This is a genomic window from Acinetobacter sp. ACZLY 512, assembly GCF_023614015.1.
In the GTDB taxonomy this organism is placed as follows: domain Bacteria; phylum Pseudomonadota; class Gammaproteobacteria; order Pseudomonadales; family Moraxellaceae; genus Acinetobacter; species Acinetobacter soli.
Map to the genome: position 1 here is coordinate 98,424 of NZ_JAKIVI010000001.1, position 17,299 is coordinate 115,722.

Below are 17,299 nucleotides of genomic sequence, written 5' to 3' on the forward strand. Positions count from 1 at the left end.
AGCAAAACGTCTTAATTCAACTCAATTACGTATTTTTCTTCTTCAAATACCTCAAAATTCATGATTGCTCTACTAAAAATTAGTCCATAGCAGCTTTGGGCACAGATGCTAAACTACGAGAATACACATAAACTTTTTTATTGATACGTACCAGATCGCTCGTAAACTGACGTTTACGTTCACTTAACAACACCTCAATGTAAGCTCTGAAATAATCTGAGCGAACATCGAGCAAATTTTTAAATTTGTTCCGGTTTTCCGCACTGACCCCCTTAAAGGCATCAAGCGTCCACAATTCATCTACACTTTTAAAGTATCCCATATTGGACATTTTTTCTTGTAGCGCGTTTTGAACGGCTGCCGGATTTAAACTGGTATCCAAGCTGGTCAAGAGTAGCGTAGATGCCGTATTGATATTGACTTTGGTCGGTGCATTTGAAGGTAATGCTGTGACATAAGGACGTATTAAATCAAAATTTTTACCCTCAAATCCGCGAACCATACGCAGCTCATCCACACTATGAAATTTTGTGTTGGCTGCCAAATAAGGACGGCTCAAACCTTGATAATAGCTACTTTCTGCGCCAGCAGAACCCGACACTTCATCATTACGATCTTGCCAGTCAATCACTGCTTCACTTAACTGTGGTGACAATCCCACACGTACCAGTAACTGCTCAAACCATGCTTTGGCATTTTCATCGACTTTATCTTGCGCATCGACCAGATTATTCAGATTAAACTTTCCCGATTCGTCTTTTAATACGCCAGAGACAAAACCATCTTCAACCGGAAACGGCGGCATGGGCTGAGCCCAGATTTCTGCTGGATGATCTGCTTCAGCCGCATTTTGTGCATCTTGCACCAGTAATTCTGAAAAAAATGCTTCGGCACTTTTTGCATATAACAGGGATTGGTTTTGACGGATTAGATATCCTGTATTTTGTGCCGTATTGCTCTGATGTTTTACAATAGATGCTGCCAAAATCGTTGCCAAAGCCACCATTACCAGAATCGTGATTAACGCAACGCCTTGCTGTCGTTTCATCGGTTTATCCTTTGGCCTATGATCCGTTTACACTCATAAATTGAGTATCTAAAAGCGGAAAAATCCATTCATAGTTTACATCTGAACGCTGTATATCAATCTTAAGCCCTCGCGGCAGGCGCTGCATGCTGGTAGGCTGACTTAAATCTGCACCCGCCTCAGGCCACTGGTTGAGTATCTGCGGATTCAACACGGTTATTCGAAATTGATCTACATTTTTAAGCAGTACACTCGATTCTGGCTGCTCGTTGTTGGTGATATTCAGGCTACGGTATTTCAACCGATATACCATCTTTTCACTGGGTACATAACGATATTCAATACGTTCGTATGGCGCGAGTCCCTCTTTGAGCGGATCGCTCACTCCTGCCTTGCTAAATTGCAAACTGGTATCACTCAGGCTGAGTGCAGGCCGGATTTGTCCGTTGATATTCGCCGTCATCGGGATGAGCTGCAGTGAATCTCGAAGTATAATTTGATAGGCGTCTTGCAACTCAAAAATCTGAAGCTCATGTTGCTGGTTGCGTTCCTTGGTCTTAATCAGATAGTCAAAAATTTTCCAGCCCAATGCAGAAAGAACCGCAAAAATCGCAATCGCCACCAAGAGCTCAACCAGCGTAAATCCCGATCTTTTTTTCATGAGACGTTTTCTTTTGGCGGATAATTGAAAAACACCATATGCGTAATTCCCGCTTCAACTTTGTTTTGCTGAGGATCAAAGCGGCTGATCTGAATTTCAATCCGCTGTACGTTTGGGCTAATCGTTGCCTGTGCAGTTTTATCGACTTGCCACGTTTCACCCTGAGACGTCACTTGCTTTGAGGATGTGCCTTGCATCCATTCACGATTAATTTGCATCATGGCGGCTTCGTTCATTGCCACGAATTGTGCTTTGGTTCTTAATAAGGCATTGGCTGTAGATTGTGTATACTGCATACCGAGCTTGGTCAAGGCCACCGCAGCGGTTGCAAAAATCGCGAGCGCCACCATCACTTCTAATAATGTAAACCCTTTAGTTTTCATTTATTTTACCCAAGTGATCTACTTCAATTTCTGCACCGACTGGTGTCTGGGCAGAATAAAACTGGATGCGAACAGGTTTAACTTCGCCATTTCCTAACCAGACCAACTGAGGCGCCTGTTGCCCCACCAGATCCTGATTCGATGCGGCACGATAATCGTAATCTACAGGCCGAATTTGAAAGCTGACATTGGCAGGCAATGAGCGTACTGGAAGGTCTTTGTAGACTTGCCATTTGTTATTGGTCTGAATGACGGTTTGAGCAGACGGTTCTATGTATTCAAGTATCTGGTAGCCAAATGGGCGTACATCGGTTTGTGGAAGTGTTGCCAGCGCTAGAATTCGCCCCTGATCTGTAGCTTCGCGATTAATACGCTGTAAATCCAAGAGAAAGAACTCGCGCGCCTGCATGGCTTTACGCTGATCTACACCACTTATATTCAACACAATCAGTGACGCTAAAATTCCAACAATTACAATGACCACCATCAGCTCGACCAAGGTAAAACCGGACTGCCGCAGTGGTTTATTGTTCATGTGGATACTCTAAACAAAATGAGGTTCTTGAAGATGTTTTGGAAGCGCCAATGCCTGATCAATATAGGCCACGCGTAAAGTATCGCGAGATCCTAAATAGCGCTGATAAAAGCTCGAATTTAAAATAGCCGCTGCGCCATGGGTCAGCGACCAAATTGCAGCCAAATAGTCGCGCACCGGCATGGTACTATGAATTTCTTCAAGATATTTTTCAGTCATGTTGATGATGATTCTCAAGCGCTGTTTGCGCACCTGATACAACTCTTGAAACAGATGATAAATTCCCTGACCAGTAGTCGATAAGCGTTCTTCGATTTGATGAAATAACACTGTACGTTCGGGATGATGTAAATGATGCAACATAAAGAATGCCAGATGCTCTGGAAAGGTTTTTTCTTTGTCTTGTACCATTTCTAGCAACATGCGCTCATTACGAACAATAAGCAGCATATACAATTCATCTTTACTCTGAAAATGCTTGTACAGCGTTCCTTTGGCAAGATCCAGTTCAGCAGCCAAGGCATCAAGTGTCATACCGGCTTCTCCATTGTCGAGAAGAAGTTGCTCTGCCACTTCAAATATTAATGCTTCTCTTGCCCTGAACTGAGCTTGTCGATCCATCTTCACGCCGTCACTCGCTTATCTATGTCATTTTAAAGTTATGTGTTTGCAAGGAGATTTTTAAAATTTTGACGTGTAATCAATGCAATCTCCTCGAGTGATTTATCATATACATCACTCAACGCTTTGGCTACATATGGCACGTATTTTGGTTCATTTGATTTACCGCGATACGGTACTGGCGCAAGATATGGACTATCGGTTTCAATGAGCAGACGATCAAGCGGCACTTGTTTGGCAACATCGCGTAAATCTTGCGCATTTTTAAACGATACAATTCCCGAGAACGAAATATAATAACCGCAGTCCAAAGCAGCTTTAGCGGTTTCCCAGTCTTCGGTAAAACAGTGCAAAATACCGTGTGTCGATTGCTCTGCACGAATGATATCAATAGTATCGGTCTTGGCAGAGCGTGTATGCACCACCACAGGCTTTCCGACCTGTTTGGATGCCTGCAAATGTCGCGCAAAACAGGCCTTTTGCTGATCGACGAATTCCGCACTGTGATAATAGTCAAGCCCTGTTTCACCAAGCGCCCAAACTTTTTCGGGTTGAGCCAACTCGACCAGATACTCTGTCGTTGCTCGTGCCATGACTTCAACATCTTCACACGGATGCACCCCTACCGTATACCCGACATCTTCATGACGCGCTGCAATCGCTGATAACGCGATATGATCATCAAGATCGACAGAGATGCTCATAAATTTAGATACACCTGCCGCGCGCGCTTCGTTTAGTGCCTGATCCAAATCGCCACCATATGGCGTTAAGTCGAGCATGGTTAAATGACAATGCGTATCTACAAACACAATTCTTTCCTAAAACTACATGGTAAAATTTGAGCGATCTGAGGACATACTACCTGCCAAAATTTTTTCGGCTTCAGTTTTATAGTATATACCTCGCTCTCCAGAGAGCTGTATGGCAAACCCTTGTGGTTTGATTCCAGCTTGCTTACGAGAAATCCAGATGACTTTTCCCGTAAGTGGAATTTTCAGTGTTTGTTCAGGCAAGGTTGCAAGAACAAATATCTCCTCGCCTAACGTGACTGCCTCTCTAGAAGGAATAAACAAGCCGCCACCTTGTACAAAATGCATGTAACTGGCTTGCAAGGTTGCCCGATCCGGAATGTGCACATGAATCAGGCCGCCACTAATTCTCGATTCCATGTTCAACTCCCATTGACGTTCATGAGCTGAATAAACAATTGATCGATCACAAGATTGGTTTGAACATTCTGTCCGATCAATTGTTTTGAATGCTGGATCTGCGCATATAGATCAAAGAGTTGTTCAAGTGCATACTCACTCGACAGTTCCTTAAAGTCCAAATCAATATTCTTAGGATCCTGATTTAGCTTGACACAAATTAAATCACCCAACAAGTATTCAAACATGATCAGCCAATCTGCCGCCGCTAGCTCTTTTTGCCACTTCGATGCAATCATCAAGGGCATATTTTTCTGTTTGACCAGTTTGATCCAGTCAGATACAAAATCACGGCGCTTATTAAACCAGTCAGCTTCTGCAATCTCTACCGCCTTGAGCGGCATGTCATTGCTCAAATTTAACAGAAGCTGAATGTCTGCTGGATCGAGCGTTGGTAGTTGTTCGCTTAAATAGTCCTGTGCCTGATCAAAGGTCATTCGATCCAGTGAAAAATGCTGAAGGCGACTTCGAATCGTTGCTGGAAGCTTCAGATAATGATCGGCAATCAAGATAATCAATACTTTCTCGCCGGGTTCTTCAAGCGTTTTCAGTAGTGCATTTGCAGACGCGATATTTAAAGCCTCTGCTGGCTCAATCACAATAACGCGCCAGCCATCGACGGTTTGCTGCACAAACGGCAGCAGATCGCGGATTTTTTCAATCTTAATCTTGGCATTCTGTTTTTTATTGTCGTCATCGGTAGTGATATACACATAGTTTGGATGAGTATCCGATTTAAGCCACTGACAACTGATGCATTCACCGCACGCACCTTCTGGTTTTTTTTGCGTGCACAGCACCCAGCTTAAAAAATGTAATGCAAAAGCGTGTTTGCCACTGCCCGACTTTCCATAAAATAACAGACCATGACCCAATTGAGGGAAACGTCCTGTGAGCGATTTCCACACTGTAGCTTGCCAAGGATAAACCTTTGCTTGATGCTGTTTCACGCCATCATTTCCAATTAATCAAAATATGAAACAGGCAATGCGTTTAAACGCGCCAGATCTTCAGGTGTATCCACACCCGGTGGAAGTGCACTGTCTGCAACAGCAATGGCAATACGATGTCCATTTTCGAGTACACGAAGCTGCTCCAAACTCTCAAGTTTCTCAAGCACACCTTGCGACCATTTCACATATTCTTGTAACAGGCTTACGCGATACGCATACAAACCCAAGTGGCGGTAAGCATGATCAAAACTTGATGAAACCTGTTTCTGAGCTGCATCACGGTCATACGGTATTGTGGCACGACTAAAATACAGGGCTTCTTGCACATTGTTCATCACCACTTTGACAATACTGTCACGCGCGAACTCATCTAAAGAATGAATCGACTCACATAAAGTCGACATCGAGCAATCTGGCTTAGCCACCAACAGTGATGCGACCTGTTGCACCAGTGCTGCAGGTAAAAGCGGCTCGTCCCCTTGAACATTGACAATAATATCGTCTTTGCCCCAGCCCTTAATACGTGCTACTTCACTTAATCGATCTGTTCCTGATGGATGAGCAGGATTGGTCATGACCACATCGATTTGCTCTGCACGACAGACTTCGGCAATTCGCTCATCATCGGTTGCAACGCATAGATCATCAAAACCCTCTACTTTTTTGGCCTGATCAACCACACGCAAGATCATCGGACGCCCATGAATCTCAAGCAATGGCTTTCCAGGCAAACGAGTACTGGAAAATCGAGCCGGGATGACAATATGTTTCATATGAATGTCCTAAGAAAAGCGAATTCCAAGTGTTGTAAGCTGCTCTTCGAGCAAAGTGTAGCAGGCGTCGGATAAAACTGCCTCGACGGGAACCACCCAAATTTTTCGACTAAATTCCGGGTGCTGTTTTAGCAGGGGCAGTAATTTTACAGCATCTTTTTCAGTGGTAATAATGGCGTGCCGATCGTCAAATTCAAGATCCGCCAACTGGTAGTCGTGATGGTCTGGAAATTCATGACATTGAAAATCATGGATTCCCATCGACTCTAAAGTGGTATAAAACCGCTGCGGAAAACCGATCCCCACCACTGCATAAAAACTCTCATGAGGATTAAAAAGAGAGACATCATGGGTAGGCGACATCAAATAAGGTTCACTTGGCTGTAAAAACATATTCAACGGCGACTTAGACGCATGACCATGCTCGATTACTGTCGCGCCAACCAAGCGCTGTTTGGACTCCCGTAGAAATCCTTCGGGCAATAATTTTTTATTGCCCAAACCGCGGTTTAAATCCAGCACAATCCACTCCAGATCACGTGCCAGCGCCCAGTGCTGTAATCCATCATCACTAATAATGAGATCAAGCTGATGATGTTTGATGAGTAATTCGATTGATGCTTGACGATTCGGGCCGACAGCCATCGGCACATGGGTAGACTGAACAATTAAACAAGGTTCATCACCCACTTGTTCGGGTGTCGAGGTTTGAGTAACCAGCGCCGGAAACGGGCCTTCAGCACCATAACCCCGACTAATTACACCCACGCGGACGCCCTTGAGCTGCAAATAGTTGACCAACCGAATCAGTAATGGCGTCTTGCCGCTTCCTCCTACCGTAATATTCCCAATCACCAGTACAGGTAGCGGCGCACGATACACCGACTTCAGTTTTGTATCGAATAAAGATTTATTTAGCTTTGAACCGGCACAATACAACCAAGACAGTGGACGCAGCAACACCAACCATTTGGCTTGACGGTTCCATGCATCTTGAATGATCTGTGCCAGAGACATGAATCTTTATTCCTCAAAATTACGCTGATGCAACTGGAAGTAAGCGCCCTGTTTATCTAACAGCTCTTGATGTGTACCTTTTTCAACAATCTGTCCTTTATCCATCACCACAATCATGTCGGCATTTTCAATGGTGGACAGACGATGCGCAATCACCAGTGTGGTTCGATTTTGCATCGCTTCATCGAAAGCTTTTTGAATGAAATGCTCGGATTCATTATCTAGCGCACTGGTTGCTTCATCCAAAATCAAGATTGGCGCATTTTTTAAAATCGCACGTGCAATGGCAATACGCTGGCGCTGACCGCCAGAAAGATTCAGGCCTTGAGCACCGAGTACCGTGTCGTAGCCTTGAGGTAAATTCATAATAAATTCGTGCGCATAGGCGGCTTTTGCTGCCGCGATGATATCTTCATCTGCCGCACCTTCAAGCTGGCCATAAGCAATGTTTTCACGCACTGAACGGTTGAACAACACCACCTGCTGATTCACCATCGCCACTTGCTGACGCAACACCGAGAGCTCAATATCACGAATTGGAATACCATCAAGATATAGTCCACCCGAAGTAGTTTCCTGAAAGCGAACCAACAAATTCACCAAAGAGGTTTTACCTGCCCCCGAACGACCAACCAAAGCAATGGTTTGGCCCGCCTGAATATCCAATGTAAAATCTTGAATGGCCTTTACACCGGCTGCATATTCAAGTGTCACATGATCAAAGCGTACACCGCCTTCAAGTTTTGGCGTTAATACACCTTTATTTTCTTCTGTCGGCAAATCGAGCACTTCAAATACCGAATACGCCGCCGCAATACCGCGCTGAAGTTTTTCATTGACATCGGTCAAGTTCTTTACAGGCTTAGCCAAAAGTCCCGCTGCGGTAATATATGCCACAAACTCACCCGCAGAGGTATCGCCTAAAATTTGTGGACGAAGTGCCAACCATACAATCAAGCTCATCGCCATCGCCATGACCAACTGAACCAGCGGACTGTTTAGATTTTGCACGATCACCATTTTCAAGCCGCGCTTTAAGTTGTCTTCAGATGACGTATAAAAACGTTTTTGTTCTGAAGCTTCACCTGCAAAGCTTTTGACCACGGCCTGACCCGCGATACTTTCTTGAACCACATGGTTCACATCGCCCATGGTGTTTTGCACCTGTATAGACAGTTTTCGCATGCGCTTCGATGCTTTACGCACCAAAAAGCCAATAATCGGCATAAAAATAAAGATACATAGCGTAAGACGCCAGTTAGTGTAGAGCAGATAACCCAATAACCCCATGGTCACCAAACCATCTTTCACCATAATTTTTAATGATTCAGAGGAAGCTGCCGTGAGTTGCTCGACGTTGTACATGATCTTGGCAGAGATATGCCCAGAGGAATTGTCGAGGTAGTACTGCGAGGGCAGACGCATAAGTTTGGCATAAACTTCTTGTCGAATACTAAAAATGAGTCGACGCGAAATCACCGCAGTGTAGTATCCACCCATAAATAAGCCAAGACCACGGAAGAAGACCAGTAATACAATTAGCAAAGGAAACCAGTCTAAATCTTCTCGACTACCGAGTTGAATGGCATCAATAATATATTTTAAGAGTTTTGCGACTGATACTTCGGTTGCGGCATTTAAACCAAAACCAATCAGCACCAACAAAGCGATACCCCAATAAGGTTTTAAATAGGATATTAGACGTATATAAACCTTAAAATCTTGCTTCACTCAATCAACCTCTAATTCGGCACTAGCATAATATCAAGTAGTGCTTAGCGTTCCTTAGCTTGCTTCACTCATCTCAATGAGCCAACAACAGCAGTGTAAACCACCAACATTCACCTTGAACAAATAAACATACTAGATGCGAGCTGGAGTTTAACATACTTCAATACTTGCACCGTATGGTTTTGGTGGCAGATGTTGTTGTCTTAAGCTTAAAAAAGTATGAATTTTCAATAAAAATAAGGCATCAATACCGTTCATATCGACGCCTTATTTCATACATAAAAGCTATAGCAAATCAGTCCGCGTATTTAAACCAAATAATTACGCATCTGGCAAACACAGGGTGAGAATACCATCTAGCTCATCAAGTGAATGGTACTGAATCACCAACTTACCTTTACCTTGTTTGTTGTGATCAATTTTAACCTGAGCACCAAAACGCTCAGATAAACGCTGGGTTAATTGCTCAATATCTGGTGGTGTTGCCTCTTTAGGCTTTGACTGTTTCGGTTGATTCCACTCGCGAACCAACTGTTCGGTTTGACGAACCGAGAGGTTTTTATCAATGATGACTTTTGCAATCGCAATTTGATCTTTTGCCTTCAAGGCCAGAATGGCACGGGCATGACCCATATCGAGTTGCCCTTCTTGCATGAAGTCTTTAATCACATCATCGAGACTGAGTAAACGCAGAAGATTGCTGACTGTTGTTCTTGCCTTGCCTACCGTTTCGGCAATTTCTTGATGACTCAGACCAAATTCGTCATGAAAGCGTTGCAATGCCAAGGCTTGATCAATTGGATTGAGATCTTGACGCTGGATATTTTCAATCAGAGCCAATGCAATGGCAACCTGATCGTTTAAATCACGAACAATTGCAGGAACCTGTTTCAATCCAGCCAACTGTGCTGCACGCCAGCGACGCTCACCCGCGATAATTTCATAACTAAACTGATCATCTTGAATCGGACGAATCACGATCGGCTGCATCACACCATGTTTTTCAATTGATGCTGCAAGCTCTTTTAAATCTTGTTCTTGAATAAATCGGCGTGGTTGATACTCACCACGCTTTAACAGATCAACATCAACTTGTTTTAGCTGACCATGATCAATTGCCTGTGCTTCAAGCTGGAGTTTTTCTTTTTGAATCGAACCAAGTAATGCATCGAGTCCGCGACCTTTTGCCAAACCTCGTTTTTTTGTGGTCATGCGCTGGTTCCTTTTTTCACTTTGCTTTTCTTCAACATTTCGGCAGCCAAGTTTAAATACGCTATCGCGCCTTTAGAACTTTTTTCAAAGTAAATAATCGGCAAGCCGTGTGCAGGCGCCTCGGCCAATCGAACATTACGCGGAATAACCGTATCGTAAAGCTTTTTACCAAAGAACTGCTCAAGCTCTGCCGATACATCACGCGTCAATGCGTTTCGAGCATCATACATGGTACGCAAGACACCAGTGATCTGCAAATTCGGATTGAGCGCCTGCTGAATACGATCAATAGTCTGGGTTAAGTCAGCCAGACCTTCTAGCGCATAATATTCGCACTGCATCGGAATGATCACACTATCGACCGCAGCAAGCGCATTGACTGTAATGAGACTCAAACTTGGCGCACAGTCGATCACAATGTAATCAAACTTATCACGAATGGTATCTAGCGCTTTTTTTAGAATAAACTCGCGACCATCCTGCTCTGCAATTGCCAATTCGACGCCTGCCAAGTCACGGTTAGAACCTAAAACTTTGTAGCCGACCTCAGCCTTGGTAATAGCGGTTTCAATCGGAACTTCACCCAGTAAAACATCGGTTACTGAATACAACAGGTCATTTTTTTGAACACCCGACCCCATTGTGGCATTACCCTGTGAATCCATATCCACCAGCAATACCCGTTTTTTCAATACCGCTAAAGAGGCCGCCAGATTTACAGCTGTCGTGGTTTTACCTACGCCACCCTTCTGGTTTGCAATCGCAATAATCTGAGCCATGAGAACCCCAAACTTAATTTTTTAATTGTTGCAATAAAAGCAAATGACGCTGCTCGTCCAAACGTGGAACACGCAGTTCGATCACTTGACATGAAAATTCAGTTTTTAACTGTTTGGCCTCTTCGGTCGGTACCAAGCCTTTCATTGCTGCAATCACGGTTGAATCGTGCATATACGGACGTGCTGCCGCAACAAAATCTGACAGCGACGCAAAAGCACGACTGGTCACCACATCAAATTTACCCAAATCTTGGATCGAGTCTTCGTTTTCAACGCGGGTTTGTACTGCAATGACATTTTTTAATTTTAAATCTGCAATAAATTGCTTGAGAAAACGAATTTTTTTACCGTTCGAATCGAGCAATACACAATCACGCTCAGGCTGACACAAGGCAACAATCATGCCGGGCATTCCGCCGCCTGTACCAACGTCTAAAAGACGCCCCGCTGGTAAATCTTTTAAAATGCTTAAACTATCAAGCAAGTGCTTGACCAGCATTTCTTTTGGATCTCGAATTGCGGTCAGGTTATATGCCTTGTTCCATAATACCAAGGCATCTTGATACTTTAATAACAATCCTAAAGCATCATCGCTTAGATTCAACCCAAGGGACTGACTGCCCTGTTTTAACTCTTGGAAAAATGGATGCATATCCGCTTCACATCTTAAAAATTTAGGGGAAGTATACCGATTTCTCGGTCTACGCCTAGTCTCTACCGCTTAGTGAATACACAGTTGACTGTAGAAACCTTGCTTAATTTGTTGATCTAACAGGCTTAATCGCTCTGGGGTACCTACATCAACCCAATCTGCCTGCATTTTCTGTGCGCTTGCGCGTCCATCAAGCATGGCTTTTTGCAATAAAGGTGCCAAAGGTCTTTTGCCGTCACTTAAACCCGCAAACAGTTGAGGCGATATTACTGCCAAACCACTATAGGTTAATGCCTCACCCGCTACTGCCTGCTCAAAGGTAAAGGCGCGCTGTTTGGCCAGTATAAAGTCACCTCTTGGATGCTGCACAGGATTATCGACCAAAACCAGATGCACCAAATTATCATGCAGTTCAATTTCAGTAAGTTCATTAAACGCCATGGTGGTCCAGACATCGCCATTAACCAGCAAAAAGGGATCTTGCCCCAAAAGCGGTAATGCTCGAATAATTCCACCTGCCGTTTCAAGCCCTTCACCTTCATGCGACCAGAGGATATTTACCCCCAGAGCAGCACCATCTCCAAGCGCCTCGACCAGTTTATCTGCAAGCCATGCCGTATTGATGACAATATCAGTAATACCGACTTTTTTGAGCTTTTCAATATGCCATACGATTAACGGTTTGCCGCCAACTTGAAGTAGCGGTTTAGGCGTGTGCAGGGTCAATGGACGCATGCGATTGCCGAGTCCAGCGGCCAAAATCATCGCCTTCATGCTGCAACACTCTCAAAGGTGCCGTAAGTTTCTTCAAACTTAGGTAAAACTTGTTCCATCATATAACGTCTAAATTCGGCAAGTTCTGGGTAAGGCTGACTTTCTTCCAGCAAATACCACATGACTCGTGGAAGATCTTTCAAATATCCTGATTTACCGTCACGTACAAATAAGCGCACAAAAATCCCTAAAATTTTGATGTGTCGCTGAATGGCCATCCAGTCAGCATCACGCTTAAAGGTTTCAAAACTACGCGCTACTTTTACTTGAGCTGGCAACAACGTATAAAAAGTTTCAAACCATTGGTAAACACGGCTTGGGTCCCACTGTACGTAAGCATCACGTGTGATCGAGATCAAATCATACGTGTCGGCACCAATTACTGCATCCTGAAAGTCAATCACACCGAGTGTCTCTTCATTGCCCAGTTTCATGAGGTTACGGCTGTGAAAATCTCGATGCACAATGACTTGTGGCTGAGCCAGTGCATTTTTGGCGAGCAAATCAAAGGTCTGCTGAATCAATTGTTGCTCATCTGAATCAGGCTGAATCTCCAGCGCAGGCAGCATCCACTCGGTGAGTAAATGCATTTCTGCCATCAATTTTTCGTAGCTATATACTGGAAATTGATCTTGCGGCGGTATCGATTGCAAGTGAATGAGCTGCTTAAACGACTGTAAATAGTAGGCATCAACTGTCTGCTCATTAAGTAAAGTCGAAAGCAACACATCGCCAAAATCTTCAAGCAATAAAAAACCTTGAGCTAGATCTTTGGCCACAATATGCGGAACACGAACACCATGCCGATCAAAAAACTCGTCAATTTGAACAAATGGCACACAATCTTCTTTTTCTGGTGGCGCATCCATTAACATATAGGTATTATTTTTGTATTCGACTCGCGCATAACGGCGAAAACTTGCGTCTCCGGCAAGAAATTGAATTCTAAAATCGCTTGAATTTAGAATCGAAGTAAGCCAGATATGTATCAATTGTTCACGTTGTGTATTCATTTGCAATAAAATCTAAAACGGGCTGAGATTTTGAAGTTCTAAGTGTAGCCACTTATAAACTTTTTCTCTATGATGCGACAATAATTAATTGCGTTTTAGCATACTTGGTTAATGACACAAATGAAGTATCAGTTTAAATTTAATCCGTTAGCAGCTGCTATTTTTACACTTTTGTGTGGTAGCACCATACAATCAAGCTATGCTGAAGCCAACGATACAGCTTCGACTGTGGACAATAAAAGACTCAAGGACAGCATTCAAAAAGCCTATCCGGGACAAGAGTTTTTTGAGCAGTATTATGTCGAGAAATCATCTCCAGAAGCTCAGGTGCGTGATACCAAATCATTGAGTTCCGCTTTTTGTAGCGGCACCTGGATTACCCCGATCAGTCCGACCACACAAGCTGTTGACCCTAAAGAGGCCACATCTACAGTCACAGCAGACTATGCACATTACAATCCGAATGGCGATTCAGAACTTGAAGGCAATGTCCTGATTGATCAGCAAGGCCGATCTGTGCGTGCCGATAAAGTCACGATCGATAAAAGCCAAACCTATGCCAACGCGCAAGGGAATGTGCAGCTTGCACAAGCTGGATTGCTGGCCAAAAGCGATCAGGTTAATTACAACCTGAAAACCCAGCAAGGTGATTTAAAAAATAGCTATTACATTTCTGAGCAGCAACATGCGCATGGCCGTGCAGACCTGATTCAGCGTACCTCACCGGATGTACTGGTGCTGCACAATGCCACCTATACCACTTGCCCACCCGAGCAAAAGCCAACTTGGAAAATTCAAGCCAAAGAAATTGAACTAAATCAGGAAACCGGGCGTGGTGTAACCAAAGGTACCAAGTTATATGTAAAAGATGTCCCTGTTTTGGCAGTACCGTATTTTAATTTCCCCATTGATGACCGCCGAACTACCGGGATTCTCAACCCAAACCTGGGTTTCTCAAACGATGGTGGGCTTGAACTCACCGTACCGGTTTATTTGAATCTTGCGCCAAATTACGATGCAACGGTTACTCCGCGATATATTTCAGATCGTGGCATGATGATGCAAGGCGAATTTAGATACCTCACCGAGAATTATGGTCAAGGTAAAATCTGGGGTGGCTACTTACCAAGTGATGATCGATACAATAATCAAGATCGTAAAGATTTTAACCTTTTGCACAAATGGCAAATTAACGATTATTTAACGGCAGATGCAGAATATCACTACGCCTCTGATAAAGATTACATCACCGACTTAGATACCAATCCAGATTCTAAAACCGATTTGAATCTACGTCGTGCGGTCACTCTAAAGTATAAAAATCAAATTCCTGGCCTGACTGCGCAGTTAAAAGTTGAAGACTATCAAACTTTAGATAAAACCATTTTGGATGCAGACAAGCCTTATGCACGCTTGCCGCAGTTCTTGCTCAACTATGTGACGGGCAATCCGCTTGGTTTGCAATATGAATATAACAACGACACCGCATATTTCAAAAAATCGATTAATGACAACTCTGCACAAGAAAGCAGTGGTACGCGTTTGTATAACCAGTTTGCAGTGCGTTATAACTACCGCACCCCTTGGGCCTTTGTGATTCCAGAAGCTTCTGTTCGAAGCATCAATACTTTCTATGATAAAGACAGTATTGCCTCACAAAACCTAGATGCCAGCTCGGAAACTAAGTCGGTAGTTGTACCGCAGTTTACCCTCGATTCAGGTTTGATTTTCCAGCGTGATGGTAAGTACCTTCAAACCATTACACCACGTGCATTTTATGCATACGCGCCGTATGAAAATCAAAATGGCTATGCCAACTTTGATACCACATCTGCTTCAATCAGCTACGATCAGCTGTTTAGCCCGTATCGTTTTTATGGTCATGACCGTTTAGAAGACAACAACTTCCTTTCTCTGGGCGTTAGCTATAGCTTGTTTGATACCGAAGGCCTTGAACGAATTCGTGCAGGTGTTGGCCAAAGTTTTTATTTCTCTGATCGCCGTGTGACGCTAACAAACAGCACTGACACTGAAGATACGTCTAAAACATCAGGGCCGATTGTCAGTATCTCGAGCCAGCTGACAAACAAGTTTACAGTAAGTGCCAACTCGGCATGGATGTCTAATGGCAATAATTCTCAGCACGATTTCCAAGCCTATTTCACAGGTGACAACGGAAATCTTTATAACGTTGGTTACTTTAACCGCAAGGAAATTGTAGATCGTCAAGTGGCGTACGATGCGGCTGTTGCATCATTTGTACAACCAATCAAGAACAACTGGCGTATTATGGGCCATGTTCAATATGACTTCAGAAACAACGTCGCACGTGAATACCTGCTTGGCGTAAATTATGAATCATGTTGTTATGCGGTTTCTGTTTACGGCCGTTCTTACTACAACGATCTAGACGATCCGAAAGATCCGAACGTCAACGTTAAGCGCGCGGTGATGGCAGAAATCACATTTAAAGGATTAGGCGGCTTAAACAACAAGTTAGCTTCTTTATTGGAAAATCGCGTTTTAGGCTTTAAAGAAATTAATCAATCTTGGACACAACGTTAATGAAGACAAAGTATTTGAAACAGTTATTTAAAACAACCGCGCTGGCTCTGGTTGTTTCTTCATCAATGCAAAGTTTTGCAGCGCCAACAGACGAAGTCGTTGCAATTGTGGACAATAGCGTCATTCTTAAAAGCGATTTAGATCAAGGTGTCACTGAAGCAACACACCAGCTTGAAGCACAAAAAAAAGGGCTTCCACCACAAAACTTCTTGCAACGTCAGGTGCTTGATCAGTTGATTTTACGTGAAGCCCAACTTGAAATGGTGAAACGTTATAACATCAAGATTGATGAAAACACACTCAATGATGCTGTACTCAAAGTAGCTGGTCAGTCAGGTATTAAATCACTCCCTGCCTTTCAACAGAAACTCGATGGTATAGCACCGGGAACTTATGCAGCACTGCGTGCTCGTATCAGTCAAGATTTGGCAATCAATCGCTTACGTCAGCAGCAAGTCATGTCACGTATCAAAATTAGTGATCAAGACGTTGAAAACTTTTTGAAGTCACCTCAAGGTCAGGCAATGCTTGGTAGTCAGGTTCATGTTATTCATGCGCGTATCTCTGCCCAACAAGGAGTAGATCCGCAGCAGCTTGCCAAAGTTGCGCAAGATGTAAAACAAGCCTTGAATGAAAGTAATGACATTGCGGCGATTGGTAAAAAATTCTCAACCAAAGACGTTAAGGTCGAAGGTGCGGACATGGGATACCGTGATCTTGCCGACCTGCCTTCCGAATTAGCTGCGCGTGTTAGTCCACTTCAGCAAGGTCAAACTACCGAGCTGATTAATGTTCGTGATGGCATTCATGTTTTGAAATTGATCGAACGAAAAAGTGGCGATCAAAAAGCCATGGTGACCCAATACCAGACGCGCCATATTTTAATTCAGCCGTCTGAAGTCATCAGTCCGGATATGGCCAAACAAACTATTGATAGCATTTATAATCGTTTAAAGTCGGGTGAAGACTTTACCACACTCGCCGCAACCTACTCCTCTGATACAGGCTCAGCACGTGATGGCGGAAGTTTGGGCTGGGTAACGCCGGGCAGTATGGTGCCACAGTTCGAAGAGAAAATGAAAAATACACCAGTCGGACAAATTAGCCAGCCATTCCAGACTCAATATGGATGGCATATTCTTGAAGTCACTGGCGTTCGTGAAAAAGACATGACTCAAGAATATCAAGAGCGTATGGCACGCCAGATCTTGGGTGAGCGACAGTTTGATAGTGAACTGGATAGCTGGTTGCGTGAAGTACGTGCCCATGCGTATGTACAAATCAAGGATCCGGAACTTGATACAAAATTGCAGCGAGCAAAAGCCATAGCAGCACAGTAATCATTTAATAGAACCAGCCAAATGCTGGTTCTTTTTTTATATTTTAGATAAA

General features: G+C 43.7%; 18 protein-coding genes. 2 read left to right on the top strand and 16 right to left on the bottom strand.

Annotated features, from left to right (window positions below):
• Nucleotides 1-79: 79 nt before the first annotated feature.
• The 16 genes from gspK to L2096_RS00585 all read right to left on the bottom strand — a co-directional run bounded on the left by gspK (nucleotide 80) and on the right by L2096_RS00585 (nucleotide 13,342).
• Nucleotides 80-1,048 (bottom strand): type II secretion system minor pseudopilin GspK, encoded by a 969-nt coding sequence (gene gspK / locus L2096_RS00510; RefSeq protein ID WP_076032179.1) that lies wholly within the window; start codon nucleotides 1,046-1,048, stop codon nucleotides 80-82.
• A gap of 16 nt (nucleotides 1,049-1,064) precedes the next feature.
• Nucleotides 1,065-1,688 carry a type II secretion system minor pseudopilin GspJ gene (gene gspJ, locus L2096_RS00515; RefSeq protein ID WP_235471456.1) on the bottom strand — a complete coding sequence of 208 codons (624 nt, stop codon included), beginning with the start codon at nucleotides 1,686-1,688 and terminating at the stop codon, nucleotides 1,065-1,067.
• Nucleotides 1,685-2,071, bottom strand: a complete 387-nt coding sequence (gene gspI / locus L2096_RS00520) for a type II secretion system minor pseudopilin GspI (protein ID WP_250364684.1) — start codon at nucleotides 2,069-2,071, stop codon at nucleotides 1,685-1,687. The genes gspJ and gspI overlap by 4 nt, the downstream gene beginning before the upstream one ends.
• Nucleotides 2,061-2,606, bottom strand: a complete 546-nt coding sequence (gene gspH / locus L2096_RS00525) for a type II secretion system minor pseudopilin GspH (RefSeq protein WP_111811845.1) — start codon at nucleotides 2,604-2,606, stop codon at nucleotides 2,061-2,063. The genes gspI and gspH overlap by 11 nt, the downstream gene beginning before the upstream one ends.
• A gap of 9 nt (nucleotides 2,607-2,615) precedes the next feature.
• Nucleotides 2,616-3,227, bottom strand: a complete 612-nt coding sequence (locus tag L2096_RS00530; RefSeq protein ID WP_004938726.1) for a TetR/AcrR family transcriptional regulator — start codon at nucleotides 3,225-3,227, stop codon at nucleotides 2,616-2,618.
• Nucleotides 3,228-3,265: 38 nt separating this feature from the next.
• Complete coding sequence (locus L2096_RS00535; protein ID WP_250364685.1) at nucleotides 3,266-4,039, bottom strand: TatD family hydrolase; 774 nt, start codon at nucleotides 4,037-4,039, stop codon at nucleotides 3,266-3,268.
• A 15-nt stretch (nucleotides 4,040-4,054) separates the two neighbouring features.
• Nucleotides 4,055-4,399 carry a PilZ domain-containing protein gene (locus L2096_RS00540; RefSeq protein WP_250364686.1) on the bottom strand — a complete coding sequence of 115 codons (345 nt, stop codon included), beginning with the start codon at nucleotides 4,397-4,399 and terminating at the stop codon, nucleotides 4,055-4,057.
• A gap of 2 nt (nucleotides 4,400-4,401) precedes the next feature.
• A complete protein-coding gene (locus tag L2096_RS00545; RefSeq protein WP_250364687.1) occupies nucleotides 4,402-5,388 on the bottom strand; it encodes a DNA polymerase III delta subunit-related protein in 987 nt (328 codons plus the stop codon).
• 14 nt (nucleotides 5,389-5,402) lie between these two features.
• Nucleotides 5,403-6,164: a 3-deoxy-manno-octulosonate cytidylyltransferase gene (gene kdsB, locus L2096_RS00550; protein ID WP_025095489.1), complete on the bottom strand. Its 762-nt coding sequence runs from the start codon at nucleotides 6,162-6,164 to the stop codon at nucleotides 5,403-5,405.
• A 9-nt stretch (nucleotides 6,165-6,173) separates the two neighbouring features.
• Nucleotides 6,174-7,181 carry a tetraacyldisaccharide 4'-kinase gene (gene lpxK / locus L2096_RS00555; protein ID WP_250364688.1) on the bottom strand — a complete coding sequence of 336 codons (1,008 nt, stop codon included), beginning with the start codon at nucleotides 7,179-7,181 and terminating at the stop codon, nucleotides 6,174-6,176.
• Between the two features lie 6 nt (nucleotides 7,182-7,187).
• On the bottom strand, nucleotides 7,188-8,912 hold the full coding sequence (msbA, locus tag L2096_RS00560) for a lipid A export permease/ATP-binding protein MsbA (protein ID WP_004938741.1): 1,725 nt from the start codon (nucleotides 8,910-8,912) through the stop codon (nucleotides 7,188-7,190).
• A 321-nt stretch (nucleotides 8,913-9,233) separates the two neighbouring features.
• The gene (locus L2096_RS00565) at nucleotides 9,234-10,124 is read right to left on the bottom strand and encodes a ParB/RepB/Spo0J family partition protein (protein ID WP_004938745.1); all 891 of its coding nucleotides are present in this window, start codon (nucleotides 10,122-10,124) and stop codon (nucleotides 9,234-9,236) included.
• Nucleotides 10,121-10,903, bottom strand: a complete 783-nt coding sequence (locus L2096_RS00570) for a ParA family protein (protein WP_025095488.1) — start codon at nucleotides 10,901-10,903, stop codon at nucleotides 10,121-10,123. The genes L2096_RS00565 and L2096_RS00570 overlap by 4 nt, the downstream gene beginning before the upstream one ends.
• Nucleotides 10,904-10,916: 13 nt before the next feature.
• Nucleotides 10,917-11,555 (bottom strand): 16S rRNA (guanine(527)-N(7))-methyltransferase RsmG, encoded by a 639-nt coding sequence (rsmG, locus tag L2096_RS00575; RefSeq protein WP_151745926.1) that lies wholly within the window; start codon nucleotides 11,553-11,555, stop codon nucleotides 10,917-10,919.
• Nucleotides 11,556-11,624: 69 nt separating this feature from the next.
• Nucleotides 11,625-12,329: an N-acetylmuramate alpha-1-phosphate uridylyltransferase MurU gene (murU, locus tag L2096_RS00580; RefSeq protein WP_076032172.1), complete on the bottom strand. Its 705-nt coding sequence runs from the start codon at nucleotides 12,327-12,329 to the stop codon at nucleotides 11,625-11,627.
• Nucleotides 12,326-13,342, bottom strand: a complete 1,017-nt coding sequence (locus L2096_RS00585) for an aminoglycoside phosphotransferase family protein (protein ID WP_004948165.1) — start codon at nucleotides 13,340-13,342, stop codon at nucleotides 12,326-12,328. Before L2096_RS00585 ends, murU begins: the two co-directional genes overlap by 4 nt.
• Nucleotides 13,343-13,462: 120 nt before the next feature.
• On the opposite strand from L2096_RS00585, the gene L2096_RS00590 reads away from it, so the two are divergent.
• Together L2096_RS00590 and L2096_RS00595 are read left to right on the top strand one after the other, a co-directional pair.
• A complete protein-coding gene (locus tag L2096_RS00590; RefSeq protein ID WP_076032171.1) occupies nucleotides 13,463-15,907 on the top strand; it encodes an LPS-assembly protein LptD in 2,445 nt (814 codons plus the stop codon).
• Nucleotides 15,907-17,247, top strand: coding sequence for a peptidylprolyl isomerase (locus tag L2096_RS00595; protein WP_250364689.1), 1,341 nt, complete (start codon nucleotides 15,907-15,909; stop codon nucleotides 17,245-17,247). The genes L2096_RS00590 and L2096_RS00595 overlap by 1 nt, the downstream gene beginning before the upstream one ends.
• Nucleotides 17,248-17,299 lie beyond the last annotated feature (52 nt).

Coding starts and splice junctions, on each gene's coding strand:
- gspK (WP_076032179.1), bottom strand. CDS start 1,048: ATGAAACGACAGCAAGGCGTTGCGTTAATCACGATTCTGGTAATGGTG.
- gspJ (WP_235471456.1), bottom strand. CDS start 1,688: ATGAAAAAAAGATCGGGATTTACGCTGGTTGAGCTCTTGGTGGCGATT.
- gspI (WP_250364684.1), bottom strand. CDS start 2,071: ATGAAAACTAAAGGGTTTACATTATTAGAAGTGATGGTGGCGCTCGCG.
- gspH (WP_111811845.1), bottom strand. CDS start 2,606: ATGAACAATAAACCACTGCGGCAGTCCGGTTTTACCTTGGTCGAGCTG.
- L2096_RS00530 (WP_004938726.1), bottom strand. CDS start 3,227: ATGGATCGACAAGCTCAGTTCAGGGCAAGAGAAGCATTAATATTTGAA.
- L2096_RS00540 (WP_250364686.1), bottom strand. CDS start 4,399: ATGGAATCGAGAATTAGTGGCGGCCTGATTCATGTGCACATTCCGGAT.
- kdsB (WP_025095489.1), bottom strand. CDS start 6,164: ATGAAACATATTGTCATCCCGGCTCGATTTTCCAGTACTCGTTTGCCT.
- lpxK (WP_250364688.1), bottom strand. CDS start 7,181: ATGTCTCTGGCACAGATCATTCAAGATGCATGGAACCGTCAAGCCAAA.
- L2096_RS00565 (WP_004938745.1), bottom strand. CDS start 10,124: ATGACCACAAAAAAACGAGGTTTGGCAAAAGGTCGCGGACTCGATGCA.
- L2096_RS00570 (WP_025095488.1), bottom strand. CDS start 10,903: ATGGCTCAGATTATTGCGATTGCAAACCAGAAGGGTGGCGTAGGTAAA.
- rsmG (WP_151745926.1), bottom strand. CDS start 11,555: ATGCATCCATTTTTCCAAGAGTTAAAACAGGGCAGTCAGTCCCTTGGG.
- murU (WP_076032172.1), bottom strand. CDS start 12,329: ATGAAGGCGATGATTTTGGCCGCTGGACTCGGCAATCGCATGCGTCCA.
- L2096_RS00585 (WP_004948165.1), bottom strand. CDS start 13,342: ATGAATACACAACGTGAACAATTGATACATATCTGGCTTACTTCGATT.
- L2096_RS00590 (WP_076032171.1), top strand. CDS start 13,463: ATGAAGTATCAGTTTAAATTTAATCCGTTAGCAGCTGCTATTTTTACA.
- L2096_RS00595 (WP_250364689.1), top strand. CDS start 15,907: ATGAAGACAAAGTATTTGAAACAGTTATTTAAAACAACCGCGCTGGCT.